This is a genomic window from Micromonospora sp. CA-111912 (assembly GCF_050948415.1).
In the GTDB taxonomy this organism is placed as follows: Bacteria; Actinomycetota; Actinomycetes; order Mycobacteriales; family Micromonosporaceae; genus Micromonospora.
Window position 1 is genome coordinate 4,491,715 of sequence record NZ_CP192007.1, and the last position, 25,992, is coordinate 4,517,706.

The following is a 25,992-nucleotide window of genomic DNA, read 5'->3' on the forward strand; positions in this document are numbered from 1 at the left end:
GCCACGCCCCACCCAATGAAGATTGTGCGAATACCATGTTCTGGTGAAGGAAAGTCATGGCCGTCAGCCATGGCCGGTCCGCATCCGTGGGGGCAACGGCCTGATTCTGGGCAGCGGGGTGCTCCTGGGCGACCGGCACGTCCTCACCTGCGCCCACGTCATCGACAGCTCGGCTGGCCGGCGGGGGGCGGCGACGGGCGACCCGCCTGTCACCCGCGTTTTGGTCGACCTGGTCCGGCTGCCGCACCTGGCCGCCCGGTCGGCACGCGTGACGCCCGGCGGATGGGCCCCGCTGGACAAGGACGGCCACGGCGACGTCGCCCTGCTCGAACTGGCGGACCCGGTCCCCGGCCAGCAGGGCGCCGAGCTGCGCCGGCTCCCCCTCTGGCAGCGGCAGGTCTACGCCTTCGGCTTCCCGAAGGGGTTCAGCGACGGCGAGACCGTCCACGCCGTCCTCGACGGGCAGGCCGGGCCGAGCGGGGAGCAGGTGCAGATGATCCCGGCGAACCCCGGGCTGTGGGTGCGGCCCGGGTTCAGCGGGGCGGCGGCCGTCGACGAGCGGACCGGCCACGTGGTCGGCATGGTGGTCTCCTACTACAACGACCCGGCCGCCGGCCTCTCGTACATGATCCCGGTCGAGACGATCCTGCGCCACGCGCCCGTGGTGGCCCAGTGGGTCGTCGGCGGGTCCTCGGTGGACGAAGGGTTCGTCCCGCCGAGCGAGGGCCACCGGGACGGCCCGGCCGCGCTGCTGATCGCCCGGCACTACGCCCGCCGTTCCCCCGAGAACGTCCTGGTGATCGTCACCGGCCGGCCCGGCTCCACGGTGTCGGCCGCGCTGCGCCGGGCGGTGGTGCTGTCCAACCGGGAGCTGCGGCCGGCCTCGGCCGGCCCGGACGAGCCCGACGGCGACCCCACCGTCCCGCCGCTGGGCAGCATCGACCTGTCGCTGGACGCCGCTGGCAAGCCGCCCCGGGAGCTGGCCGAGCGGATCCTGGAGTTCGTCGGCGCGGTCGAGCCGGCGGCGGGCCCGGTGGGCGATCGGGTCGGCGCGGCGGCGCCGCGGTCGGTGCTGATCGACGGCGTGGACGAGTCCACCAACCCCGAGGAGCTTCTCACCGAGGTGGTCGGGCCGATCGTCGACCGGGCGGCCGAACGCGACCTGCGGGTGCTGTTGGGCTTCCGGGGGCCCGCGATCGACCTCCGGCTCAGGCTGCTCGACCGGCGGATCGCCAGGCTGAGTGCCGCCGAGGACCTGGCCCACGCGCACCACCACGAGCTGGCGGCGCAGCTGACCGGGCTGCCGACGGTGCCCGCCCGGGCCACCCGGCTGCGGATCCGGCTCACCACCCTGCGCGCCGCCGCCGGGAAGCCCGATCCGGGCCCGCTGCCCGAACACCTGGCCGCCGCGGAGCGGGCCACCGACCAGGCGCTGTACGAGGTGGCGGGGCTGCGGCGGCGGCTGACCGAGCTGACGTCCGCGCACCAACGGCTGCGGGGGCTGCTGGACGCGCAACGGGCCCACGCCGGGGCCGGCGGGCTCACCGAGCACCACGAACTGGGGGCGTCCTACCGGCAGGCCCACGACCTGCTCCGGGACGGCCCGTGCGAGCTCACCGAGGCCACCGCCGCCGTGCACGGGTACGCCGACCAGGTCCGGCATGCCCTCGGCGACCGACAGGAAGGAGGGTCGTCCTGATGCGCTGCCCACGTACCCCCGGGTGCCCCGGCACCGTCGACGCCGACGGCTTCTGCACGGTGTGCGGCCTCGCGCCCAAGCCCGGGCGGCCGGCGTCACAGCCCGCGCTCCCGGACGGCCCGGCAGCCGGGGAGCCGGTCGAGGGCAGTTCCTGGATCGTGGCCGGCCTCGTGGCGCTGCCGGTGCTGTCCTTCACCCGGCACGGCGGGGCCTCGCCCCAGCTCAGCGTGTCCGAGGGCAGCCGGTCCTGCGCCCAGTGCGGCGGCCCTGTCGGTCGGGGTGGGGCCGACCGGCTCGACCACGGCTACTGCCCCGCCTGCGGGACGCCCTTCGCGTTCGTGTCCGCCCTGCACCCCGGCGACCTGGTGGCCGACCAGTACGAGGTGGTCGGGTACCTGGCCCGGGGCGGTCTCGGGCAGGTCTACCTCGCCGAGGACACCCACCTGGACCGCAACCCGGTCGCCCTGAAGCGGCTGATCAACAAGACCAGCGCGGGGGCGCTGGCGATCGAGGTCTCCGAACGGCGGTTCCTGACCACGTTGGACCATCCGAGCATCGTCCGGATCTTCAACTTCGTCACCGCCGAGGACCGGCTCTTCGGCGGGAAGACCAGCTACATCGTGATGGAGTACCTAGCCGGGATGTCGCTGCACGAGCTGCTCCTGGGCGTCCGCCTCGGCCGGCCGGGCTTCACGCTGTCGCTGGTGGACATCCTCGCGTACGGCCACGAGATCCTGACCGCGCTGGAGTACCTGCACGGCAAGGGCCTGCTCTACACCGACCTGCACCCGGGCAACGTCATCCGGACCGGGGACCGGATCAAGCTGATCGACCTCGGCGGGGCGCGCCGGGCCGACGACGAGACGAGCCCTCGGGTCCTCACCCCCCATCCGTACCGGGTGAGCAACGAGGAGATGGCGACGCACGGGCCCACCGTGCGGTCGGACCTGTACGCGGTCGGGGTCCTGCTGGAGGAGCTGAGCAAGCCCGTCGCCCGGCCGCTCGCCCCCGATCCGGTCGGGGAGGAGTCCTTCCGCCGACTGATCGGCCGGGCCAAGGCCGGGTGGCGGCGCCGCTTCGCGTCCGCCACCGAGATGTCCGAGCAGCTCAGGGGGGTGCTGCGCGAGTTGCTACCGGATCTGTCGGCGGACCGGGCGCAGGAGCCGTCCGCCGTGTTCGCGCCCACCGCCGCGCTGCTCGACGCGGGCCTCGGCGTGGTGCCGCCGCTGGCCGCCTGGATCGAGCCGGCGGCCGGTGAGCTGGCGTACCACGGTCGCCCGGATCCGGCCGCCGTGGCCGTCGGCCTGCCGGTGCCCCGGCCCGCAGCCGGCGACCCGGCCACGCCGGCCCTGGCCCTGATCGGCGCCCTGGACCCCCGCGGCCTGCTGGCCCGGCTCGCGGCCATCGAGGCGGAGTCGGTCGAGCTGCACCTGGCCCGCTGCCGGGCCCACCTGGAACTGGCCGAGCCGAGCCCGGCCGGGGAGGCGCTGGCCGCCGCCCGCGCCCTGCTCGGCAAGGACGCGGTGGCCGACTGGCGGCTGACCTGGCACGAGGGGTTGCTGGCGCTGACCCGGTCCGACGTGGCCGAGGCCACCGGGAGATTCGACGAGGCGTACCGCGAACTGCCGGGCGAGGTGGCGCCGAAGCTGGCGCTCGGCTACTGCTACGAGCAGCAGGGCAGGGCGGAGCCGGCGGGCCGCTACTACCACACGGTGTGGCGCCGGGACCAGTCGGCGGCCAGCGCCGCGTTCGGGCTGGCCCGGCTCCGGCTGGCCGCCGGTGACCGCACGGCCGCGGTGCGGCGCCTCGACGAGGTCCCCCGCGTCTCCCGGCACTACGACGCCGCCCGGATCGCCGCCACCCGGGTGTTCGGGACGCGGCTCGGCACCGACCCGCCCAACGACGCGGCCCAGCTCAACGAGGCGGTCCGCCGCCTCGACGAGCTGCGGCTGGACGGGGGAGCCCGGCATGGCGAGTCCCGGGACCGGATGACCGCGGCGATCCGGCAGGCGGCCCTGGACCTGCTGCTGGCCGACGGGGCCGACGGGCTGGCCGGCGGCGAGACGCTCGGCGGTGAGGTGTCGGAGCGCTCGGTGCGGACGCGGCTCGAGAGTTCCCTGCGCGCCCTGGCCCAGCAGGCGCGCACGCCCGACGACCACGGCGTCCTCGTCGACCGGGCGAACGCGGTCCGGCCGCTGACCCGACTCTGACCCCGGTGAGGAGCGAAACGGTGCGCAGCAGGCTCGACTTCACGCTGACGATCGACCACGACAGGTTCCTCTCCCCCGGGGACCGCCAACTGCACGCGATCCTCACCGTCACCGCCCGGGCCGGACCGGCGGGCGCCGGGGTGGACCCGGACAGGCCGGAACACGCCGAGGTGATCGTCATCGACTGCTCCGAGTCGATGGCGTATCCCCCTACCAAGATCGCCGCCGCCCAGCGGGCCGCCGCCGCCGCCGTCGCCGTGCTGCCGGACGGGGTCCGCTTCGCCGTGGTCGAGGGAACCCACGAGGCCCGGTTGGTCTACCCCCGGCACCAGGGCCTGGCCACCTCCTCGCCCGTCACCCGCCGCAAGGCCCGGCAGGCGGTGGGCAAGCTCGCCGCGATCGGCGGCACGGCGATCGGCACCTGGCTGGAGCTGGCCCGGGAGCTGCTGGCCGCGCACCCCGAGGCGATCCGGCACACCCTGCTGCTCACCGACGGCCGCAACCAGCACGAGACGCCGCAGCGGCTGGCGGAGGTGCTGGCCGGCTGTGCGGGGCAGTTCGTCTGCGACGCCCGGGGCATCGGCGACAGGTGGGAGCCCCACGAGCTGATGCGCGTCGCCGAGGCGCTGCACGGCACCGCCGACGCGGTACGCCAGCCGGCCGACCTGGAGTCCGACTTCCGGGAGACCATGCGGGCGGCGATGGCCAAGCAGGTAGCCCGGGCCCGGCTGCGGATCAATCTGGTGCCGCCGGCCCGGGTGCTGTACTGCCGGCAGGTGCACCCCACGGTGACGGACCTGCCGGTGACCCCGGTCGACGACCGGACCGTGGAGTGCCCGACCGGGTCCTGGGGCGAGGAGGGCCGGGAGTACCACCTCTGCCTGGAGGTGGACGGGACGGACCGGCCGAGGGGCGAGGACGTCCGGGTCGCCCGGGTCGACCTGCGGGTGGGCGACGCCCCGGCCACCGAGCCGGTGAACGTCCTGGCGCACTGGACCGACGACCTGCTGCTGTCCAGCCGGGTCGATCCCCGGGTCGCCCACTACACCGGGCAGGAGCAGCTCAGCCAGCTCATCGTCGACGGGTGCGACGCGTACGACAAGGGCGACCGGGAGGCCGCCGTCGGCCTGTTCGGCCGCGCGGTCGAGGCGGCCACCGCCGCCCGGGACGCCCTCCACCTGGAGCAGTTGCGGCTGCTCGTCGACGGCGTCGAGGCCGGCACCGGCCCCGTACGTCTGCGTGACGACATCGGCCGGCTCGAAGTGATCAATGTGGAGATCCGGTCGACGCTCACGGTGCACGACGGCGAGCCCGGGCCGGTGCCGCCGCCCGCCCCCGCGCCCGCCGGCCCGCCCCGGCTCTGCCACCGCAGCCACTGCGGCCACCGGTCGCCGCCCGGAGCCCGGTTCTGCGAGAAGTGCCGCGAACAGCTCCCGACCGGCGACGAGGCCGGGCCGGTGCCGACGTGAGCGCCGACCGGCCGACCAGCACCACCCGGCGGACGCTGCTGCGGTTCCTCGCCGCGCTGCTCGTGGGCATCGTGGCCACGCTGAGCGGCTGCCTCGCGGTCTTCGTCGGGGTGCACCGGACCGCCGACGCCGCCCACGACCGGTCCGTGCCGGCGGTGCTGGCCGTGTACGACGCCCAACTCGCTCTCCGGCAGGCGCACGGCGCGGCCCTGGCCAGCTTCTCCGCCGGCACCCGCCTGCTCGCCAGCCCCGGCGAGGACTACCAGAACCAGATCGCCCGGGCCGGCCAGCAGCTCGCCCAGGCCGCCGAGGACAACGCCGCCGGGGAGAGCGGCAGCCGGGACATCCAGGTGGTCGAGGCGTCGGTGGTGACCTACACCGGGCTGGTCGAGCGGGCCCACGCGTACTTCGCGCAGGACGGCGGCAGCGCGCTGGGCACCGCCACGTTGTGGGACGCATCGACCCTGTTGGAGGATATCCTGCGCCGCCTCGCCGCTCTCGGGGGCAAGCAGATGGACGCGCTGAACGGCCAGGCCGACGGCCCGTGGACCGACGGGAAGATGACGCTCCTCTGGCTCGTGCCGGTGCTGGCCCTGCTCGCGCTGCTGGTCTCCGCGCAGCGGTTCCTGCGCCGGCGGTTCCGGCGCCGGCTGAACGTGCCGCTGTTGCTGGCGGCGCTCGCGGTGGTGGTGATGGGCGCCACCACCGCGATGAGCCTGTGGTCGGCGAACCAACTCGCCGACGCCCGGGGCGACACGGACCAGGCCACCACCGACCGCGATGCGCAGCTCGCGGCGCTGTCCGCCCGCGACAGCAGCGGCCTGGCCGCCCTGCTGACGGCCGCCTGCGGGTCGCCGGGCTGCCCGGACGCGATCGCGCGGGTCAGGGGGGACGCGAGCCAGGTGCCCGGCCCGACCGGCAGCCCGTCCCCCGCGCCCACCCCGTCCGCGCACGGCGCGGCGACGGCGTCCTCGTCGGGGGGCAGCGAGGCCGGTGCCCTACACGGCGAGCACGCCGCCCGATCCGTCGAGCGGGCCGCCGACAGCCGGGCCGGGGAGGTCGTCCTGCTCGCCGCCGCCCTGTTCGCCCTGGCGATGGTCGCCCTCGGCCTCCAGCGCCGTCTAGCGGAATACAGGTTTTCACAGCAATGAGACGCATAGCCTTCGCCCTGATCCCGATCCTGTTGGCCGCCGGAGGCCTCGTCGCCTGCGCGCAGGCCCGCACCCTGAGCGTCGTCGCGTCCTGGGCCACGAGCGACGCCGGCAATACCGAAGTGGACAGCGCCGACGAGAAACGCATCAACGCCGAGCTCGGCAGCGGCAGCGAGGCCGCGCCCTTCCTGGCGGTGCTGAGGGCCTTCACGAAGGAGACCGGCATCAAGGTCACCTACCAGGGCACCCGGGACGTCAGCCAGGTCCTGCGGTCCGGGGTCGACCGGGACCGGCCGCCGGACGTGGCGGTGCTGCCCCGGCTCAACGACTTGCAGACGTACGTCCAGAGCGGCGACCTGCACACGCTCGACGATGCCCTCGTCGCACGGGAGCGGGCGGACCTCGCGCCGCAGTTGCTCCACCTCGCAGACCCGCGCGACGGGCACCCCCGGGTGTACGGCCTGTCCGTCGCCGCCCACGCCAAGAGCCTGGTCTGGTACGTCAGGGGAGTGCCCGGCGGTCCCGACGCGCAGCGTCCTCCGGCGACCTGGGCGGAGCTGGTCCGGCTCACCGGGGACATCCGGGCCCGCGGGGGCGTGCCGTGGTGCCTCGGAATGGGCGCGCAGCCGCTGTCCGGGTGGCCCGGCACCGACTGGATCGAGGACATCCTGCTGCACCAGTCCGGGCCCGCCCTCTACGAGAGCTGGGCGGCGGGGGACGAGCCGTGGACGTCCGCGCGGGTGCGGGCCGCCTGGGAGGCGTGGGGCAAGCTGGTGGCGGCCGGCCGGCGCACCGACAACGCCCTACTGACCAACTTCGACACGGCCGGGCTGGGCATGTTCGCCTCGCCACCGAAGTGCCGCCTGGACCACCAGGCGTCGTTCATCGTCCGGGGCTACCAGTCGCAGGACCCGTCCCGCAGGTTCGACTTCTTCCCGTTCCCGGCGTCCGGCCCGGCTGCGACCGTTCCGGTCCAGGAGATCTCCGAGGACGTGGTGGGCATGTTCCGGGACACGCCCGAGGCCCGGGAGTTGATCCGCTACCTGGCCGGCGATCCGGCCCGCAAGCTGTGGCGGGAGGCGAGCAAGCACCTGGCGTTCACCCTGAACGCGGGCACCGACCCGACGGCGTACCCCGACGGCCTGAAGCGCCGCATCGCGCGGACCCTGACCACCGGCACCCGCTGCCGTGACGCCTCGGACATGATGCCGGCGACGATGACCGCGGCGTTCCAGTCTGCCGTGCTGCAGTACCTGGACGATCCCGCGCTGCTCGACAGATTGTTGACCGAGCTCGATACCGTGCGGGGCCGGACGCCGGAGGACCAGTGGATGAGGCTACCCTGCCTCAGCGCCTGACGGCAGTCGATCGAGAAAGGACGTGGCCGATGACCGAGGTGGTCGAGTTCGCCCTGGACGGCGGCGGCAGCGTGCTCGTCGCCGTGGACGACACGCCGGGGATCGCCCCGGCCTCCGCCGCCGAGGACGTGCTGCGCAAGGCCGGGGTGAGCTTCAACCGGGCGATCGGCCAGGCGCGCGACGCGGCGTCCGCCGCGTTGACCGAGTTCCGGTCCATGGCCGACCGGCCGGACGAGGTGGAGATCAGCTTCGGGGTGCAGCTCAGCGCCGAGGCGGGCGCGCTGATCGCCCGCACCGGGGTGCAGGGGCAGCTCCAGGTGACCGTGCGCTGGCACCGCTCCCCCACCGCCTGACCGAGGCCGCTCAGGACACCGCCGGCACGGGCGGGACCGGCGGTGCACCTGCTGTCCTCCGTCGTCGTCTGCGCCGTGGGGCGGACCGGTCTCGTCCCAGCAGCCCCGGCGTGCCTGCCTGGGCCTGCCGGCGAGCGAAGCGGGGCCGGGATGGCTCCCGGCCCCGCCCCACACAGGTGAACCTTCCTACCTAGCGCGCGCTGCGGAGGCCGTAGGCGCGGTGCAGGGTCTGCTCGACGGTGCTGCCGTTCTCGTCGACGGCGTGGACGCGGATGCTGACCGCGCCCGTCGTCTGCTCCAGCTTCGGGTGGTTGATCCGTCCGGTGAACTTGCCGTTGTGCTTGTCCACCTTGACGGACTTCCAGTTCGCACCGTCATCGGTGCTCACCCACATCTTCAGGCTGCGCAGCTTCGGCGCGGCCAGGCCGTTGCCGTAGTGGCCGCCGATGGTGATCTCCTGCGACCGGCCGGCGACGGCCTGGTTGGCCAGGTCGACCTCCGTGTCGTAGCGCAGCCGCAGGATCTGCTCCGCCTGGCACAGCTCGGCCCGTCCCAGCAGGGTCTGGCCGATGCAGGACGCGAAGTCCGCGGTCTCGGCGGTCGGCCGCTGCGACCGGAACGTGTAGACCGCGTCCTCCTTGGTGGCGTACCGCTGCTGCGGATTTCTGGCGGTGGCGGTGTGGGTGAGCCGGTACCGGCCGGGTTCGGCCGGCACGTCGAAGGTGTCGACCGGGAACCGCAGCATGAAGAAGAGGGCGTTCACCAGGTATCCCCGCTCCTTGACAGGAATCTCCTGGCCGTCCCGCGACAGCGTCCACTCGCCGGGACGACCCTGCGTGCTGTGGCCGGCCTGGTCGAGCGACGTCGTGTCGAAGACCATGGTGTCGCCGGCGCGGCAGGTGAAGCAACTGTAGGCGCCCCACGGGTGGGCCAGCACGTTCGCGGGCGGACCGTGCGGTCCGGTGGCGAGCGGTTGGGAGTTCCACGTCTCGGCGCGCCGTCCGGGCTTGGTGAAGATTTCGCTCGCCCCCAAGTACGGCCCGGCCTGGACCCCGTTCACCGGCTCGTCGTACTGGTAGTCCGCCGAGCGATTCCACAGCACGTCGCCGGAGATCGGGCCGACGTACTCGGTGACCGTGCTCTGCGCCCGGCGTGGCGCCGCCCTGGTGATCGCGGAGACGAGCATGTCAGCGTGGTTGGCCGACCATACCTGGCCGACGGTGGCCGGAGCGTCGGAGTGGAACCGGTTGTCGATTTGGTAGAGCTGCCGGTCGGTGACCCGGTAGGCCAGCTTCTGAGGCACGCGACCGAGCTCCGGGAACGCCAGTACGTACTGATAGGGGCTGACCGGCGTGCCGAAGGTGTTGACGCTGACCGCGCCGCCCTTCAGCCGTCCGATCAGCGTCCGGGCCTCGGCCACCGGGATGCTCATCGTCGGGATCGAGTAGACCGGCCAGGTGGTGTCGCCGATCATGACGTGGCCCTGCTTGCCGAAGCCCAGCACCGCCGCAGCCCCGGCCTGCGCGGCGTTGCCGACCCGGGTGGCGACCTCCTCCCCGCACGCGATCAGCGGGCAGGCATCGGAGAGATCGAGCAGCACCAGCTTGCCCTTCGCGTCCACCGTGGCGAAGTCCTCGGTGGTGCCGGTGCCGGCATAGACCACCGGCAGGGTGCGCCGGCCGTCGAGCTTGGGCAGCGCCGCGTCGGCGGCCTGGTAGCGCGGGTGCAGGTCGAGGCCACGCGGACCGCGCACCGACATGGCGATCTGCGGTGCGCCGAGCAGGTGCTGGCTGAACGCCTGGAACACGCCCTGCCGCACCGGCTTCGTGGGCAGCAGCCAGCCGTCCCAACCGTCGGCCGGTCGGGCCATCGCGGAGCCCTGCACGCCGCCGTAGTTGTTGGCGCCCAACCGCAGCGCGCCGAACGTCATCTGGTAGTTGTCGCTGCCCTTCGGCGTGTCGACGGTGATCTTTCGGAGCTTGCGCAGGTCCAGGGTCACCGTGGTGTCCTCGGTGACGTCGAACTCCGGCTGCATGGCGATCGCGCTGTTGCGGCCGTCCGAGTCGAACCAGTCGACCATCACCGCCACGGCGTGTTCACCACCGTAGACGCGGGCCGTCGTCTCCGTCCCCGCTGCGCCGACCACCGCTCCGCCGCGGTCCTTGCGGCCGTCGGTGCGGGCGAACACCCAGTTGCCGGGGTAGAAGTACGCCGGGTCCACCCCGTCCGGCAGGATCAGCTTGCCGGTGACCTGGAACGACTGGGGCTCCTTGTAGAGCCCGATGGCGGTGCCGACCTCGATCCCCTCCGCGCTGGCCCGCAACGCGCCCTCGTACCAGGTGGCCTCGCTGCCGGCTGCGGGGTGCACGGTCGCCGTCACGTCGGCGGTGCCGTTGGCCGGCACCGTCACGGTCTCCCTGTCGAGGGTGAGCATCCCGGCGGGGGCGTTGCCCTTGTCGGTGGAGAGCGTCGCGGTCAGCCGCAGCGTGACCGGCGTCGTCGAGTTGTTGACGTAGCTGACGGTGCGGCTCGATGCCGCGGTCTGCCCGTACGTGATCAGGCCGAAGTCGAGGCTGTTGGTCGCGTACACCTGCTGGCGCACCGCCCGGGCCACGTCGACCCGGCCGGCGCCCTGCTCGTAGGCGCGGCTTCCGGTGTCCTTGGCGGTGCTGACCAGCACCGGTTTGAGCTGCTTGGCCGCCCAGTCCGGGTGCTGCTGGCCGAGGATCGCCGCGGCGCCCGCCACGTGCGGGGCCGCCATCGAGGTGCCGTTGGACGCCAGGTAGCGCTCACCGGGCGCGCCGCCCATGATGCTCGGCTCGGAGCGCGCGGCCACGATGCCGACGCCCGGGGCGGAGATGTCCGGCTTGAGGCCATGGTCACCCCGCCCGGGCCCGCGGCTGGAGAAGCTGGCCGTCTTGTCGTCGCGGTCCACCGCGGCCACGGTCAGCGCCGCCTCGGCTACGCCGGGCGCTCCCAGGGTCTGCGGGTTGGGGCCGCTGTTGCCGCCGGCCACCACGAAGAGCGTCCCGTACTGCGAGGTCAGGTTGTTGAGGGCGACACTCTGCGGACTGGTGTGGTCGCCATTGCCACCGAGGCTCATGTTGACGATGTCGGCGCCGGCCGCGGCGGCCCACTCCATGCCCGCGATCACGTTCCGGGTGCTGCCCGTGCCGTAGTCGCCGAGCACCTTGCCGACCATCAACGATGCGCCCGGGGCCACGCCCCTGTACCTGCCGTTCGAGGCTGCGCCGCTGCCCGCGATGATCGAGGCCACGTGGGTGCCGTGGCCGAAGTTGTCGTGGATGGACGGGGCGGAGGTGTGGTTCACCGCCGCCACGATCCGGCCGCCGCCGAAGTCCGGGTGGTTGAGGTCGATGCCGCTGTCCAGGACAGCGACCTTCACTCCGGTCCCGTCGAGGCCGACCTTCCACGCCTCGGGCGCGCCGATCTGCGCCACACTGCGGTCCAGCGTCGGGTAGACGCGCTGGTCGAGCCAGAGCTTGGTCAGCCCGGCACCCAGCGTTGACGCGCGGGCTCCCGCGCCGCTGCGGGTACCCGCCACCGCGGCCCAGAAGTCGCCGGCCTGCTGCTTGGTCACGTCGAACCCGGCGCCGCCGAAGCTGGGCAGCGCCGCCACGTCGGTGTTGGCCGGCAGGGCTTCGGCCCGCGCCTTCAGCGTGCTCGCGGTCGGCGACTTCGCGCTGCGCGCGCCGGTGCCGTACTGGGCGATCACCGGAAGCTCGTCGGTCAGGTCGTCGGTGTAGCCGTTGTCGACCAGGTAGTCGACGTCGAACAGGGCCCGGTCCAGCTTGCCCGCGTCGACCAGCGGCATGGCGTCGGACGGGTAGACGAAGTACGAGTCACCGTCGCGGACCTGCAGGAAGCTCATCGCGCCGCGGCCGGAACGCAGCGCCGGCTCCAGCGTGACGCGCGGCGTTCCCTCCTTGTCCACCTGGTAGTGGACGACGTCGCCGGTGATCAGGGTGACCCGCCGCGCGCCCGGCGCGACACCGGCCGGGTCGGCTCCGGTCGGGGTGACGACGGCCGGGACGGTCGGGAGGTCCGGGCGCGCCGTGGCCGGTGCGGCCCCGGAGAGGACCAGCCCGAGGACGGAAACCCCGACTATCGTGTCGCGCGATCTCCATCGTCGATGGCTCATGGATGCTCCTTGGGATGCGGGACTGGGGATGGTGGGTCTGAGGATCGAGCAACGCGCCACCAGCAGGGAAGCGCTGGGCGCGGCGCGTTCACGCCGCTGGCGTGAACCCGCCAACGACGGTGCCGACCTGACCAGGCATGATCAATACATGCTCGACGCCCTTGGCCTCGACGGCACCGAACAGCTCGTCTACCAGGCGCTGATTCGCCAGCCCAGCGCGTCGGTCGACGACCTCGGCGAGATGACGCGGCTGACGCCACAACAGATCCACGACGCCCTGGCCGCACTCGAAGAGCTCGATCTGGTCCGTCCGGTGCCCGGACCCGTCGTGCGGTACCCGCCCGCGCCGCCGGACGTTGCCCTGGAGGCGCTGATCCTGCGCAAGGAAGCCGAACTCAAGTTGGTCCGGGCCACCGCCCTGCAGCTCGACGAGGCGTACCATCGTGTGCTGTCCACCCAGCATCCCGCCGGATTGGTCGAGATCGTCGTCGGCCAGCAGGCGGTCCACGAGCGCGGCCAGCGCCTCATGCGCGCCGCGCGACGGGAAATGTGTGCCTTCGACCGGCCGCCCTACCTCGACGATCCCCTCGCCACCAACCAGAACGAGCTCGACGCGCTCGCCAAGGGCGTGAACTTCCGGGTGGTCTACGACCGGGCCACCCTGGACATCCCCGGCTGGTGGTCAGGGCACTACCAGTCGGTCGCCGCCGCGGGCGAGCGTGCCCGGGTGGCATCCGGAGTACCGGTCAAGATGTACCTCGTCGATGGCCAGCTCGCCCTGGTGGCCCTGCAAACCAAACATCACACCATCCATGCCTCTGCCATCGTTCGCCCCTCGGAGCTGCTCGACGCCCTGCAATCGCTGTTCGAAGCCCTATGGCGGCAGGCGGTGCCGCTGCCTCCGCTGCCGAAGCTCGGCGCGGCGGACCCGAGCCCGGAAGACCTCATCCCGGCGCGAGCCGTGCCCACCCCGTTCGAGGCCACCCTGGTGTCGCTGCTCGCCGCGGGCCTGGGCGACGAGGCGATAAGCCGCCAGACCGGGCTCTCCTATCGCACACTGCAACGCCGGGTCCGGAGCCTGATGGACCAGCTTGGCGCCCAGACCCGATTCCAGGCCGGACTGCAGGCGGCGCTTCGCGGCTGGGTGCGGCCACCGAACGCGGACTGACGTGACGATCGCGGGCGCGGGCCTAGCTGCCGTCGGGGGCGGGGACGCGCACCTCACACCAGACGATCTTGCCCTCGGGATCCGGGTGGCAGCCCCAGGCTGCGGCGAGGGTGTCGATCAGCCACATGCCCCGCCCGCCGAGTGCATTGAGGTCCGGGCGGGCCAGCACCGGCAGCACCGGGTTCGAGTCGGTGACCTCCACCCGGACCTGGTCGGCGCGCAGGCCCAACCGCAGGCACAGCGGGGGCGGTCCGTACCGCACGGCATTGGTGATGATCTCGCTGGTCAGCAGCACGGCGGTGTCGGCGACCAGGTCCGGCACCCGCCACCGGTGCAGGTGCTCGGCGACGAAGCGGCGTCCCTCCGCGCTCGCGCTGCCGGCGTTGGGCAGCACGGGCAGGGTCGCCAGGAACGGCCAGTGACGGGAGACGGAAAGCGCAGAATCCGGCGGCAACAGGCGCTCCAGAGGCGAGGGCAGGCGGTGAGCGGGTCCTCGTCCGACGCCCATCGGGTCGCCGCCGACCGGCGGCTGACGTCCTCAGTGTGGCACGGCCGGCAGGGCAGCGGCGCACCCACCATCGCTACGCCCGCCGGGCCCGCACGGCAGCTCGCGTCGAAGCGACCGGGCCGGTCCAGTTGCCGCGTTCGATGCAATGCCGCCCGGCCCGGCCCGCACCGGCTCCCCGCCCGTTGACGGTTACGGGCACGTTGACGGTTACGGGCGCGTCCTCACCGCCGGGCGGCGGCCAGGGATCGGCCCGACGCTCCTATGATCCGGGTATGGCGTTGCTGCACCGGGCGGAACTGCGCCCCACGAAGCTCGAACTCCTGGCGACCTGGCTCCCCGGCCGCCCCTGGTTCCGGGGGGCCGACGGGGGCGCGGTCGAACGGGTCGCGGCGTACCGGTTCGACGACCCCGCCGGAGCGGTCGGGATCGAGACGATGCTGGTCCGAGCCGGGGCGGGACCGGTGCACCAGGTGCCGCTGACCTACCGGGGCACGCCGCTGGGCGGCGCCGAGGCGTGGCTCGTCGGGACCTGCGAGCACTCGGTGCTGGGCCGGCGCTGGGTGTACGACGCCTGCGGCGACCCGGTCTACGCCGCGGCCCTGGCCCGGGCGGTCCTCACCGACGGCGCCCAGGCGGAGGAGTACGTCGAGGTGGACGGCCGGCGCGAACACCGGGCGCCCAGCATGGCGGTCGCCGCCGACGGCCCCCGGCCGGCCGACGTCCCGGCGATCGGTCCGGTCGACCGGGTCGAGGACGGCGACCCGACCCGGATCGTCGCCGGCCCGGTCGAGCTGGCCGTCGTCCGCTGCCTCGGTGCCGACACCGGCCTGACCGGGCACCGGCTGACCGGGACGTGGGCCGACCAACCCGCCGTGCCGCTGGCGTACGCCGCCCTGCGCTGACCGCCGCCACGGGGCCGCGGCGTCGTCGGGTACTCCCCCGGCCGGCGCGCGGCCCCGATGGCTCAGTGCGCCGCCACGACCACCCCGTCCGGCTCCAGCTCGGCGAGCCGGGCCGGGCGCACCACCAGCAGCAGCACCACCGTCGCCGCCACCATGCCGCCGGCGACGACCACGGCCATCGCCACCGCGCCGGTGCCCAGCGCGCCCACCAGGGGCGCGGCCAGCGCGCCGACGCCGAACTGCACCGCGCCGAGCAGCGCCGAGGCGGTGCCGGCCGCCTCGCCGTGCCGGGACAGGGCCAGGGCCGGCGCGTTCGGCATCGCCAGACCCGCCGCCGCCAGCACCACCCACAGCGACGCCAGCAGGCTCGGCAGCCCGCCGAACCCGGTCGCGGCGAAGGCGAGCATCGCGAGCCCGGCCACGGTCCCCACGGCCAGGGCGACCACCAGGATCCGCTGTGGCGAGTAGCGGCGCAACAGTCGCACGTTGCCCTGGGTCGCCGCGATCAGGCCGACCGCGCCCGCGCCGAAGGCCAGCCCGAACTGCTGCTCGTTCAGCCCGTACTGCTCCTGCAGGACGAACGACGACCCGGCCACGTACGCGAACAGCGCCGCCATGGCCAGCCCGGCGACCAGGACCAGGCCGACGAACGTGCGGTCCCGCAGCAGCGAGCCGTACACCCGGGCCGTTGCGCGCACCCCGCCGCGCCGGCGCCGTTCGACCGGCAGCGTCTCGCGCAGGCCGAGCGCGGCGACCACGACGAGCAGCACACCGAAGGCGGCCAGGGCGACGAACACGCCGCGCCAGTCCGTCCAGCGCAGCAGCCCGCTGCCGAGGGTCGGCGCGAGGATCGGCGCCGCGCCCATGACCAGCAGCAGCCGGGACAGCAGCCGGGCGAACTCCGTGCCGTCGAACAGGTCGCGGACCACGGCCATCGCGACCACCGACGCGGCGGCGACGCCGAGTCCCTGCACCACCCGCAGCGCGCCGAGGACCGCGATGTTCGGCGCGACGACGCAGAGCAACGAGGCCACGACGTGCAGCGCGATGCCGGCGATCAGGGGCTTGCGTCGCCCGACGGCGTCGGACAGCGGGCCGATCACCAGTTGGCCGAGGGCGAGGCCCGCCAGCGTGCCGGTGAGGGTCATCTGGACCGCCGCCGACGTGGTGTCGAAGTCGGTGACGAGCGCGGGCAGTGCGGGCAGGTACATGTCGATGGTCAGCGGGCCCACCGCGATCAGCGAGCCGAGGACGAGGACGAGTCGCAGGCGCTGCCGCCGGCTCATCAGGTCGCCCGGCATCCGGGGCGTCGCCGGCGCCCGGGAGGCGTCGAGAGCGGTGGCGGTCACCGGGACGGCTCCGACCGGTGGGCGCAGCGCCGGGCGGGGATCGGTTCAGCAGTCACACCTGGCTGCAAACCCGGATTTGCCGAGCTGATTCCCCCCGCCTCCCCGGAGGTGACAGAGGTCACCGTCGGTGACGATCGGCGCCGGATCCCGGAACGGTACGTGACCGGGCGCCGCCGGAGGGTCGTACCCTCCGGCGGCGCCCGGCGCTGGTGGGGTCAGTTCCGGTTGATGGTGAAGGTGGACGTGGTGTTCCTGACGTCCTGGGCGTTGTTACTCATCCGCAGGTTGTTGAAGGTGACCGAGCCGACGGCCGGGCCCTGACCCGCCTCCGGCATCTCGTTCACCCAGATCCCGAAGCCGGACTTGGCGTCGAACGCGTCCCCGCTCTTTCGGGCTCCGCTGATCGAGATGTTGGTGAAGATCGTGTCCTTGACCGGGAACTGCGGCTGACCGCCGACGTAGTTGGTCTGGAACATGATGCCGCTGTAGGTCGGGTCGACGATGTCGACGTCGCTGACCCGGATGCCCTGGAACACCTTCGAGGCGGAGAAGACCCAGATCGCCGGGAAGGTCTGCCCGCCCCAGAAGTGCCCACCGGCCCGCACGATCGAGATGTTCTCGAACCTGGTGGGCGGGTCGGCCCCGAAGCCGTTCATCGGGTATCCGAAGTCGAGCGAGCTGATCGTGATGCCCGAGTAGACCAGGGTGTCCGCGATGTAGATGTTGCGGAACGTGTTGGCGTAGCCGCCGTAGACGGCGACCCCGGCGGCCCGCCAGGTCAGGGTGGAGGTCAGGTTCTCGTAGATGTTGTCCCGCATGTCGGCGCCACCCGCGTCGATCGCCGAGAAGAGCGCGAAGCTGTCGTCGCCGGTCGCCCGGGCGTCGTTGTTGCTGACCAGGTTGTTGGTGCTCCCGTTGGTCATGTTGATGCCGTCGGCGAACATGTTCCGGATCCGGGAGTTCTTGATGGTCATGTAGTCGGTGTTCGCGCCCCAGTAGAGGCACACCATGTGCTCGTTCCAGATGTTGTCGATCACGATGTTCGACACGTTGGAGAAGTCGAACACCTTGCCCGGGCCGTCGATCCGCGAGGTGTAGTTGCCGAAGTAGGCGAGGTTCGCGAAGGACGAGCCGGCCGCCGAGTTCTCGGCGCGGAAGCCGATGTCGGTGTTGTCCTGGCCCGACGGGGCGTTGAGGCGGGTGTACCAGGGGCCGGCGCCGGTCACCTTGACCGCCTTGCCGTACACCTGGAACTTCGACGCGGTCGAGTAGTTGCCGGCGGGCAGGTAGACCCCGACCAGGTTGCCGGTGGTGTCCATCCGCACCCGGTCCAGGGCGTTCTGCACGTCGGAGTGGGTGAAGCCGGCCGGCGTGGTGTACTTCGCCGGGTCCGGGTTGGCGATCGGCGCGACCTGCTCGGTGTTGACGAAGTCGATCGCGTACGTGGTGGTGTTCGCCGGGTCCTTCTGGAGCCGGATCCTGCTGCCGGCCGGCACGGTCGAGTTGAGCATGACGTTGGCCTCGTCGTAGATGTGCCGCGGTCCGCCCGCGCCCGGCGAGTTACCCGGGCTGGCCTCGGCCCCGTAGAGCCAGGCGTACCGGGAGGTCAGGTCGATGGCCTTGTGGAAGGTGCCGTTGACGTAGACGTTCAGCGTGGAGTTGATCCCGCCGCCGCCCGGGGCGTCCGGGATGGAGAAGCGGGTGACCAGGGTGTTGGTGCTGCCCCGGGTGGTCCACTCGACGTAGCTGCCGGTGGTGTTGAGGGTGACCGCCCGCCGCCCGGACGCCTCGCCGGCCGGGTCGCCGATGTCCCGGTTCGGCCCGACCACGGCCGCGCCGCCGCCGACCACGCCGTCCTCGGCCTCGTACATGTCGTACGGCATGTTGGCGCCCCGCCCGACGAACAACGGCCGTTCGCTGGTGTTGTTCTGCTGCTTGACCGGCAACTCGTTGGCGTCGACGGCGAGCGCCACCCGCACCGTGTACTTCCCGTTCGCGGCGGTCCAGGTGCCCAGGTTGACCGGGCCGACGGTGGCCCCGGCGTTGATCACGCCGGAGTACGAGCCGGTCAGGGTGCGGACCACGGCTCCGGTGCCGTTGAGCACGGTCAGCGTGATGCCGTGCGCCCCGCCCGCCGAGGCGACGGTGCCCGCGTTGCGCAGGGCGACGGAGAAGGTGACGGTGTTGCCCGCCGACGGGTTGCCGGGCGTCCAGTCGACCGACTGGGCGACCAGGTCCGAGCTGGCGACCGGGCTGACCACCAGCGGGGACGGGCTGGTGTAGCTGTTGTTCGTCTCGTCCTGCTCGATGACGGCGTTGGCCTCGTCGACCTTGGCGCTCAGCGGGTAGCTGCCCGCCGCGCGGGCCCCGATGTTCGCCGTGACGGTGGTCGAGGCGCCGGCCGCGAGGGTGCCGACGGCGGCGGTGCCGACCCGTACGCCGCCCAGGTAGAGGTTGACGTTGGTCGCGGCGGAGGCCGCCGTGCCGGCGTTGCGGACGGTGGCGGAGACGGTGACGGCGTCGGTCTCGGTGGGGTTGGCCGGGCTGGCCGACAGGCCGGTGACGGTCAGGTCCGGGTTGGCGGCCGGCGTGCCGATGACCTGGAACTCGGCCACCTGGCCGCCCGGGGCGCCGGAGTTGGTGGTGAAGGTCAGCCGCACGTCGGCGGCGGTGGCGGAGACCGGGATGGTCACCGTGTTGCCCGACGCCGGGTTGAAGGTGTAGCCGGCCGAGCCGACCAGGCTGGTGAACGCCGAGGCGCTCTGCTCCCGGCCGAGCACCTGCACCGTCTGGGTGCGGGGGCCCCACGACGAGTCCGGGTTCAGCCTCAGCACCACGGAGCTGACGGCGGCGTTCGCCCCGAGCTGCACGGTCAGGGTGCCCGGCTGGCCGTTGCTCTCCCAGTACGTCGCCGCGTTGTTGTCGTTGGCGTTGGTCGCGACGAACGTGTGCACGTACGACGAGGCGGTGATCGGCTTGCCGACGGCGAGGTTGGTGCCGCCGGTGCCGCTGCCGGTGCGGGTCACCGTGTTGCTGTTCGCCGACTGGTTGCCGGCGGCGTCGCGCGCCCGCACGTGGTACGAGACGGTGGCGCCGGCGGGCTGGTTGTCGGTGTAGGTCAGCACGTTGCCGGCGACGCTGCCGCGCAGCGCGTTGTTGGCGTAGACGTCGTAGCCGGTCACCCCCACGTTGTCGGTGGAGGCGGTCCAGGTCAGTCTGATCTGCCCGCCGGCCGGCTGGGTGTAGGCCAGGTTGGCGGGTGCGCTCGGTGCCTGGGTGTCCCCGGCCGCCGGCCCGTACAGCTCGAACTCGGAGACCTGGCCGGCGGGCCAGCCGGTGTTGGCGGTGAGGTTGAGCCGGACGTACCGGCTGCTGGCGGCGGCGAACGTGATGGTCACCGTGTTTCCGGTGGCCGGGTCGAAGGTGTACCCGGCGGACGCCTTCAGGGTGGTGAAGGACGAGCCGTTCGTGCTGCCCTGCACGGACAGCGTCTGGGTGCGGGTCTGCCAGGCGGCGGCCGGCGGCAGCTTCAACACCAGCCGGTCCACGGTGACGGTGGCGCCGAGGTCGGCCTGGAGCCACTGCGGGAAGGCGTTGTTGGCGCTCTCCCAGTAGGTGTCCGGGTTGCCGTCGTTGGCGTTGCCCGGGCCGTAGTTCTGGCTGACGCTGCTGGCGGTCATGGTGGCGGAGATCCCGGCGAGGGCCGCCGCGGTCGCGGGCGCCGGCGCGGCGGCCGGCGCGGCACCACCGCGGGACCCGACCGGGGCGGCCGACGCGGCGGCGGGCGGGGCGGGGACACCGGAGACCAGCAGTCCGGTGGCCAGCAGGCCGGCGGTCAGCCACCGGCTGGGGGTACGTCGTCTCGTGCTGTTTCCGGGCATGGCGGAGCTGCACCTTCTCTCGGGGGTGGTGGTGCCCGCCGCTGACCGGGGGATGCCGCGGCGGGGTGGGGCTGCCGGGCCGGCCGGGTCGCGAAGACGGCCGGCCGGCCCGGAGACTGGCGCCGTCAGGCGGAGTGGACCTCGAACTCGGAGAGCTGCCCGGCCGGCCAGGCGGTGTTGCCGGTGACGGTCACCCGCACGTACCGCCGGGTGGTGGCGGGGAAGGTGACGGTCACGGTGTTGCCGCTCGCCGGGTTGAACGCGTAGCCGGCGGAGGGCTTGAGCGTGGTGTACGACGAGCCGTCGGTGGAGCCGAGCACCGCGACCGTCTGGGTACGGGTCTGCCACGCGGTCGCCGGGGGCAGCTTCAGCACCACCCGGGACACCGACCGGACGGCGCCCAGGTCGACGGTCAGCGACTGCGGGAAGGCGTTGTTGGCGCTCTCCCAGTACGTGTTGGCGTTGCCGTCGACGGCGTTGCCGCCGCCGTACACGTCGGCGTGGCTGGTCTCGCTGACCGGACGCCCCAGCGCCAGGTTCCCGGCGGGCGGCGGGGTGGTGGTGGGTGGCGGGGTGGTGGGCGGGGGCGTGCCCCCGTACACCTCGAACTCGGCGAGCTGGCCCGCCGGCCACCCGGTGTTGCCGGTGAAGGTCAGCCGCAGGAACCGCCGGCTGCCCGCCGGCAGGCCGATCGACACGGCGTTGCCGGCCGCCGGGTCGAACGTGTACCCGGCCGAGGAGACCAGCGTCGAGTACGCCGAGCCGTCCGTCGAGCCGGCGACCGCGAGGGTCTGGGACCGGGTCTCCCAGCCGGCCGGCAGCTTCAGCACGACCCGGTCGGTGTTCACCGCCGCGCCGAGGTCGACCGTGAGCGTCTGCGGGAACGCGCCGTTGGCGCTCTCCCAGTAGCTGGCCGGGTTGCCGTCGACCGCGTTGCCGGCCACGTAGTTCTGCGACGCGCTCGACGCGGCCACCGGCCGGCCCTGGGCCAGGTTCCCGCCGGTGGGCGGCGGCGTGGTGGGGGGCGGCGTGGTCGGCGGCGGCGTGGTGGGCGGGGCGGTGGTGGGCGGCGGGGTGGTCGGGGTTCCGGTGGGCGGGGTGGTCGGCCCGTTGCCCCACTGCGGCGTCGGCCACGGCCCGCAGTACGGGGTGGCGGTGTACCAGCCGGAGTTGCCGGCGCCCTGGCTGATCTGGAAGCCGCCGCCCACGCAGTTGTGCATCGGGTTGCTCTGCGCGATCCCGGTGGCCCGCACGCCCGTGAACGACACCTGGCTCGGCGCCTGCACCTGGAGCGCGTACGTCCCGGCGCCGTCGATCCGGACGTTGTTGAGGTTGATCCCGCTGCTCTGCCCCTCGATCCAGTGCAGCGCCGCGTAGGAGCTGTCCAGGATGTCGGTGTCGGTGACGTTCACCGTCGCGCCCTGGATCGCCTCGTTGAGCGCGGAGAACCAGATCGCGCCGACGCCGAAGTTCCAGTTGTAGTCGGAGTTGCCGTTGCGGATCAGGGTGTTGCGGGCGATCGTCCAGGTGCCCTTGACCGCCGTCGCGCCCTGCACCCCGGGGTAGCGGTTCGCGACGTGGATGCCGCCGCCGTTGGTCACCGAGTCGGCCGTCACGTTGTCGGTGATCCTGATGTCCCGGCCGCCGTAGCTGACCAGGTGGTTCGCCAGGATGGTGACGCCGATGGTGTTGCGGGTGAAGGAGTTGTTCACGTTCGGCACGCTCTGCGCCCACATCGCGAGGGCGTCGTCGCCGGTGTTGCGGACGAACGTGTTGGTCACCGTCGAGTTGGTGACCCCCCAGTGGAAGTTCACCCCGTCCGCGGTCTGGTCGAGGATCCGGCTGTTGCGGATGGTGAAGTTGTCCATCGGGCCGTCCATCCAGGCACCGACCTTGGTGTGCTGCATCCAGACGTTGTCGACCACCGAGTCGGTCATCGCGCCGCCCATGGCGTTGACCTGGTCGTCGTCGATCCGCTCCCGGATGTCGCCGATGATCGCGAAGTCGCGCAGGGTGACGTTGCGGCTGGGGCCGCCGGCCTCGTGCGGCCGGATCTCCCCCGTGTACCCGCCGCCGGGGACGTACTTGCCGTAGATGCCGGCCGCGCGCTTGCGGTCGGTGGGGTGCCGGCCGCCGAGCACCGAGTACCACGGGCCCGCGCCGCGCAGGGTCACCCCGTCGACGACGACGTGGTCCCAGAGGGTGAAGGTGCCGGCGGGAATCCAGACCGCCCTGCCCTGGGCCCTGCCGGCGTCGACCGCCGCCTGGAACTTCGCCGTCGAGTCGGTGGCCCCGCTCGCGTCCGCGCCGAAGTCGGTGACCACGTCGAGGACGCCGGCGGGCTTGGCGATCGACGCGCCGACCAGCTCGAAGTCGGCCAGGTCGATGGTGAAGGTCGGCGACTGGGCGGTCGAGGAGACCTGCAGTCGGATCTTCGTGCCCGCCGGGTAGGTGGTCCCGAACATCGCCCGGGACTCGTCGTAGAAGTGGTGCGGGTTGGTGTCGCCCGGGTTGTTGTTGAACGGGTATCCGCCGTAGTACCAGCCGTACCGGGAGGTCACCGGGACGGGCTTGACCAGGGCACCGTTGGCCCGCAGGTCGATGCTGGCGTCCCGGCCGGTGCCGGCGGCGTTGTCGGGCAGGCTGTAGCGGAAGGTCACCGCGTTGGCCGGGGCGGTGAGGGTGAACTCGACGTACTCGCCGACCGCGTCGAGGGTGACCGCCTCCCGGCCCGACGCCTCGGACGGCAGCTGACCGTAGTAGCGGGTCGGGCCGATCTTCGTGCCGGTGTGCGCCGCCTTCTCCGCCTCGTGCTCGACGAACGGGACGGTGGCGCCACGGCCGACGATGTCGAACGGGGACAGCCCGGCGGCGCGGGCCGGGGTCGCGGTGGAGAACGAGACGACCGAGACGGCGGTCGCCACGAGCGCGGCGCCGGCGAACGCGGCCAGCACGGCGCGGGCGGGTCTTCCGGTGGGTGCAACGGTGGTGCCGGTGGTGTGGTGGGCCATGCGAGTGGCTCTCCGTTTCGTCAGCAGGCCAGGTCCCCCGTGGAAGGGTGGTTCGCTGCGGCTGGTCCTCCTTTCGATCGGGCGGGCGGCGTGTCGGCGGTGCGCAGCCAGACGGCGGTGTCGGGCGGGAGGAGGTCTCCCTCCAGCGGCCCGCTGGCCAGCAGCCGCGTTTCGTGCGCGGGCAGCGGCACCGGGGCCGCGCCCAGGTTCACCAGGCAGACGAAGGCGGCCCCCCGGGCGAAGGCGAGCACCCCGTCGGGCGAGCCGAGCCAGCGCATCTCCCCGTCACCGAGGCCCGGTTCGGCCCGCCGTACGCCGATCGCCGCCCGGTACAGCTCCAGCATCGAGTGCGGGTCGTCGGTCTGCGCCCGGACCGTGCGGTCCTTCCACTCGGCGGGCTGGGGCAGCCACGGCGCCCCCGCCGCGCCGTCAGGGCTGAACGCGAACGGCGGCGCGTCGCCGGCCCAGGGCAGCGGCACCCGGCAGCCGTCCCGGCCGTGCCCCGAGCGCGCCCACATCGGATCCTGGCGCAGCTCGACCGGGATGTCCTCGACCTCCCACAGGCCCAGCTCCTCGCCCTGGTAGACGTAGGCCGCGCCGGGCAGGGCCAGGCTGAGCAGCGCCGCCGCGCGGGCGCGGACGGTGCCCAGTTCCAGGTCGGTGGGGACGCCCTCGCGCTTGGTGGCGAAGCTGAACGTGGTGTCGTCGCGGCCGTACCGGGTCACGTGCCGGGTCACGTCGTGGTTGGAGAGCACCCAGGTGGCGGGGGCGCCCACGGGGGCGTGCGCGGCGAGCGTGTCGTCGACGCACCGGCGCAGCGCCGCAGCGTCCCAGGCGCAGCCGAGGAAGTCGAAGTTGAACGCCGAGTGCAGCTCGTCGGGGCGCAGGTAGTTGGCGAACCGCTCCCGGTCCGGCAGCCACACCTCGCCGATCAGCGCCCGGTCGCCCGGGTACCCGTCGGCGATCCGCCGCCAGCTCCGGTAGATGTCGTGCACCGCATCGAGGTCGACGAAGGGGCTCGGGGCGCCGTCGGTCACCTCGGGCAGCGCCGGGTCCTTCACCAGTAGGGCGGCCGAGTCGATCCGGATCCCGTCCACCCCCCGGTCGAACCAGAACCGCAGGATGTCCTCGAACTCGGCGCGCACGAGCGGGTGGTCCCAGTTGAGGTCGGGCTGCTCGGGGGCGAACAGGTGCAGGTACCAGTCGCCGGGGGTGCCGTCCGGGTTGGTGGTGCGGGTCCAGGTGTCCCCGCCGAACTGGGACACCCAGTCGGTGGGCCGCTGGTCGCCGCCGGGGCCCCGGCCGGGGCGGAACCAGAACAACTCCCGCTCGGGGGCGTCCGGGCCGCCGGCCAGCGCCGCCTGGAACCAGGGGTGCGCGTCGGAGCAGTGGTTGGGCACCACGTCGACGATGATCCGGATGCCCCGCTCGTGCGCCTCGGCGATCAGGGCCTCGGCCTCGGCGAGGCTGCCGAACGTCGGGTCGATGTCCCGGTAGTCGGCGACGTCGTAGCCGGCGTCGGCCATCGGAGAGGGATACCAGGGGCTGAACCAGATGGCGTCGATGCCGAGCGCGGACAGGTGATCCAGCCGGGACCGGATGCCGGCGATGTCGCCGATGCCGTCGCCGTTGCCGTCGGCGAAGCTACGCGGATACACCTGGTAGATCACCGCTCCACGCCACCACGGACAGTTGTCTGCTGTGGGCACGGGCACCTGCTTTCTGCGTCGGTACGTCGGCGGATTCGCCGGACCTGGATGTGTGTCGGGCGAACGGTCGTTGTTCGCCGCGGCGGGTCGCGCTGGTGGTGGGGCGGCGCGTCGGCCCTTCATCGAACCCGTCCGAAGGCTGCGATGCTGGGCGTCCGCGCCTTCGGGCTATCCCTTGAGGCTGCCTGTGGTCAGGCCGGACATGATGTTCCGCTGGAAGATCAGGAAGACGACTACGGTCGGGATCGCGGCGATGACCGACGCGGCGATCACGACGTTCATGGGTGTGCCGCCCGAGAAGGCGTAGATGCCGACGCTGACCGTCCGGGTCTCGGGCGACGGCATGACCAGCTTCGGCCAGAGGAAGTCCTTCCAGACCGCCGTCACGGCGAAGATCGAAACTACGCCGAGGATGGGGCGCGACATCGGCAGGATGATCGACCACAGCGTGCGCAGCGGCGTCGCCCCGTCCACGAGGGCCGCCGCCATCAGCTCCTCCGGGATCGAGTCGAAGAACCGTTTCAGCAGGAAGATGTTGAACGCGTTCGCGACGGCGGGCAGCCAGATCGCGAACGGCGAGTCGAGCAGGTTGATGTGCAGGATCGGCAGATCGATCACGGTCACGTACTGCGGAACGATGAGGACCATCGCCGGAATCATCAGCGTCGCCAACATCAGGCCGAGGATCACGTTGCCGAACGCCGGTCGAAGCTTCGACAGGGCGTACGCGGCGGCGGTGTCGAGGACGAGTTGGAACAGCAGCGCGCCCACCGCGTAGTAGAACGTGTTGAACAGCAACTTGGCGAGGTCGAGGTTGTTCCACGCGTCGGCGTAGTTCTGCAGTTGGGGATCCTTCGGGAACAGCGACGGCGGGGTCTGCGCGATCTCCTGGCCGGACTTGAGCGCGCCGGTGACCATCCAGTAGAGCGGCCCGAGGAAGACGAGCGTGAAGCCCACGACGACGACGGTGAGCAGCGCCCAGTAGATGATCCGGCCGCGTCCCCGCCTGAGCTGGGCATGGGAGACGAGGGTCCGGGTCCCTGAGTCCTGTGCCATTTCCTC

General features: G+C 72.8%; 15 protein-coding genes. 8 read left to right on the plus strand and 7 right to left on the minus strand.

What is annotated here, in order from left to right; translation table 11 throughout:
• Positions 1–43 precede the first annotated feature (43 nt).
• The 6 genes from ACQPZO_RS18730 to ACQPZO_RS18755 are packed head-to-tail and all read left to right on the plus strand — an operon-like array spanning position 44 to position 8,240.
• The gene (locus ACQPZO_RS18730; RefSeq protein WP_433342690.1) at positions 44–1,699 is read left to right on the plus strand and encodes a trypsin-like serine peptidase; all 1,656 of its coding nucleotides are present in this window, start codon (positions 44–46) and stop codon (positions 1,697–1,699) included.
• Positions 1,699–3,909, plus strand: a complete 2,211-nt coding sequence (locus ACQPZO_RS18735) for a tetratricopeptide repeat protein (RefSeq protein WP_433342691.1) — start codon at positions 1,699–1,701, stop codon at positions 3,907–3,909. The genes ACQPZO_RS18730 and ACQPZO_RS18735 overlap by 1 nt, the downstream gene beginning before the upstream one ends.
• A gap of 20 nt (positions 3,910–3,929) precedes the next feature.
• Positions 3,930–5,378, plus strand: a complete 1,449-nt coding sequence (locus ACQPZO_RS18740) for a VWA domain-containing protein (protein WP_433342693.1) — start codon at positions 3,930–3,932, stop codon at positions 5,376–5,378.
• The gene (locus ACQPZO_RS18745) at positions 5,375–6,529 is read left to right on the plus strand and encodes a hypothetical protein (RefSeq protein ID WP_433342695.1); all 1,155 of its coding nucleotides are present in this window, start codon (positions 5,375–5,377) and stop codon (positions 6,527–6,529) included. Before ACQPZO_RS18740 ends, ACQPZO_RS18745 begins: the two co-directional genes overlap by 4 nt.
• Complete coding sequence (locus ACQPZO_RS18750) at positions 6,526–7,887, plus strand: ABC transporter substrate-binding protein (RefSeq protein WP_433342696.1); 1,362 nt, start codon at positions 6,526–6,528, stop codon at positions 7,885–7,887. The genes ACQPZO_RS18745 and ACQPZO_RS18750 overlap by 4 nt, the downstream gene beginning before the upstream one ends.
• Positions 7,888–7,916: 29 nt before the next feature.
• Positions 7,917–8,240, plus strand: a complete 324-nt coding sequence (locus tag ACQPZO_RS18755; RefSeq protein ID WP_161689692.1) for a CU044_2847 family protein — start codon at positions 7,917–7,919, stop codon at positions 8,238–8,240.
• A gap of 190 nt (positions 8,241–8,430) precedes the next feature.
• Here the strand turns inward: ACQPZO_RS18755 and ACQPZO_RS18760 are convergent, their stop codons facing one another.
• Positions 8,431–12,402 carry a S8 family serine peptidase gene (locus ACQPZO_RS18760; protein WP_433342698.1) on the minus strand — a complete coding sequence of 1,324 codons (3,972 nt, stop codon included), beginning with the start codon at positions 12,400–12,402 and terminating at the stop codon, positions 8,431–8,433.
• 28 nt (positions 12,403–12,430) lie between these two features.
• Here ACQPZO_RS18760 and ACQPZO_RS18765 point away from each other — a divergent pair, with 28 nt between their 5' ends.
• Entirely contained in the window at positions 12,431–13,570 is a 1,140-nt protein-coding gene (locus tag ACQPZO_RS18765; protein WP_433342699.1) for a helix-turn-helix domain-containing protein, read from the plus strand.
• A 22-nt stretch (positions 13,571–13,592) separates the two neighbouring features.
• On the opposite strand, the gene ACQPZO_RS18770 is transcribed toward ACQPZO_RS18765, so the two are convergent.
• Positions 13,593–14,024, minus strand: coding sequence for an ATP-binding protein (locus ACQPZO_RS18770; protein ID WP_433342701.1), 432 nt, complete (start codon positions 14,022–14,024; stop codon positions 13,593–13,595).
• 326 nt (positions 14,025–14,350) lie between these two features.
• On the opposite strand from ACQPZO_RS18770, the gene ACQPZO_RS18775 reads away from it, so the two are divergent.
• Positions 14,351–14,980 (plus strand): CG0192-related protein, encoded by a 630-nt coding sequence (locus ACQPZO_RS18775; RefSeq protein ID WP_433342702.1) that lies wholly within the window; start codon positions 14,351–14,353, stop codon positions 14,978–14,980.
• A gap of 62 nt (positions 14,981–15,042) precedes the next feature.
• On the opposite strand, the gene ACQPZO_RS18780 is transcribed toward ACQPZO_RS18775, so the two are convergent.
• The 5 genes from ACQPZO_RS18780 to ACQPZO_RS18800 form a co-directional block, all read right to left on the minus strand.
• On the minus strand, positions 15,043–16,266 hold the full coding sequence (locus ACQPZO_RS18780; protein ID WP_433351076.1) for a multidrug effflux MFS transporter: 1,224 nt from the start codon (positions 16,264–16,266) through the stop codon (positions 15,043–15,045).
• A 278-nt stretch (positions 16,267–16,544) separates the two neighbouring features.
• Positions 16,545–20,210: a discoidin domain-containing protein gene (locus ACQPZO_RS18785; protein ID WP_433342704.1), complete on the minus strand. Its 3,666-nt coding sequence runs from the start codon at positions 20,208–20,210 to the stop codon at positions 16,545–16,547.
• Positions 20,211–20,335: 125 nt separating this feature from the next.
• Positions 20,336–23,221 (minus strand): galactose-binding domain-containing protein, encoded by a 2,886-nt coding sequence (locus ACQPZO_RS18790; RefSeq protein ID WP_433342706.1) that lies wholly within the window; start codon positions 23,219–23,221, stop codon positions 20,336–20,338.
• A gap of 20 nt (positions 23,222–23,241) precedes the next feature.
• A complete protein-coding gene (locus ACQPZO_RS18795; RefSeq protein WP_433342707.1) occupies positions 23,242–24,930 on the minus strand; it encodes a glycoside hydrolase family 13 protein in 1,689 nt (562 codons plus the stop codon).
• Positions 24,931–25,098: 168 nt separating this feature from the next.
• On the minus strand, positions 25,099–25,986 hold the full coding sequence (locus ACQPZO_RS18800; RefSeq protein ID WP_433342709.1) for a carbohydrate ABC transporter permease: 888 nt from the start codon (positions 25,984–25,986) through the stop codon (positions 25,099–25,101).
• Positions 25,987–25,992 lie beyond the last annotated feature (6 nt).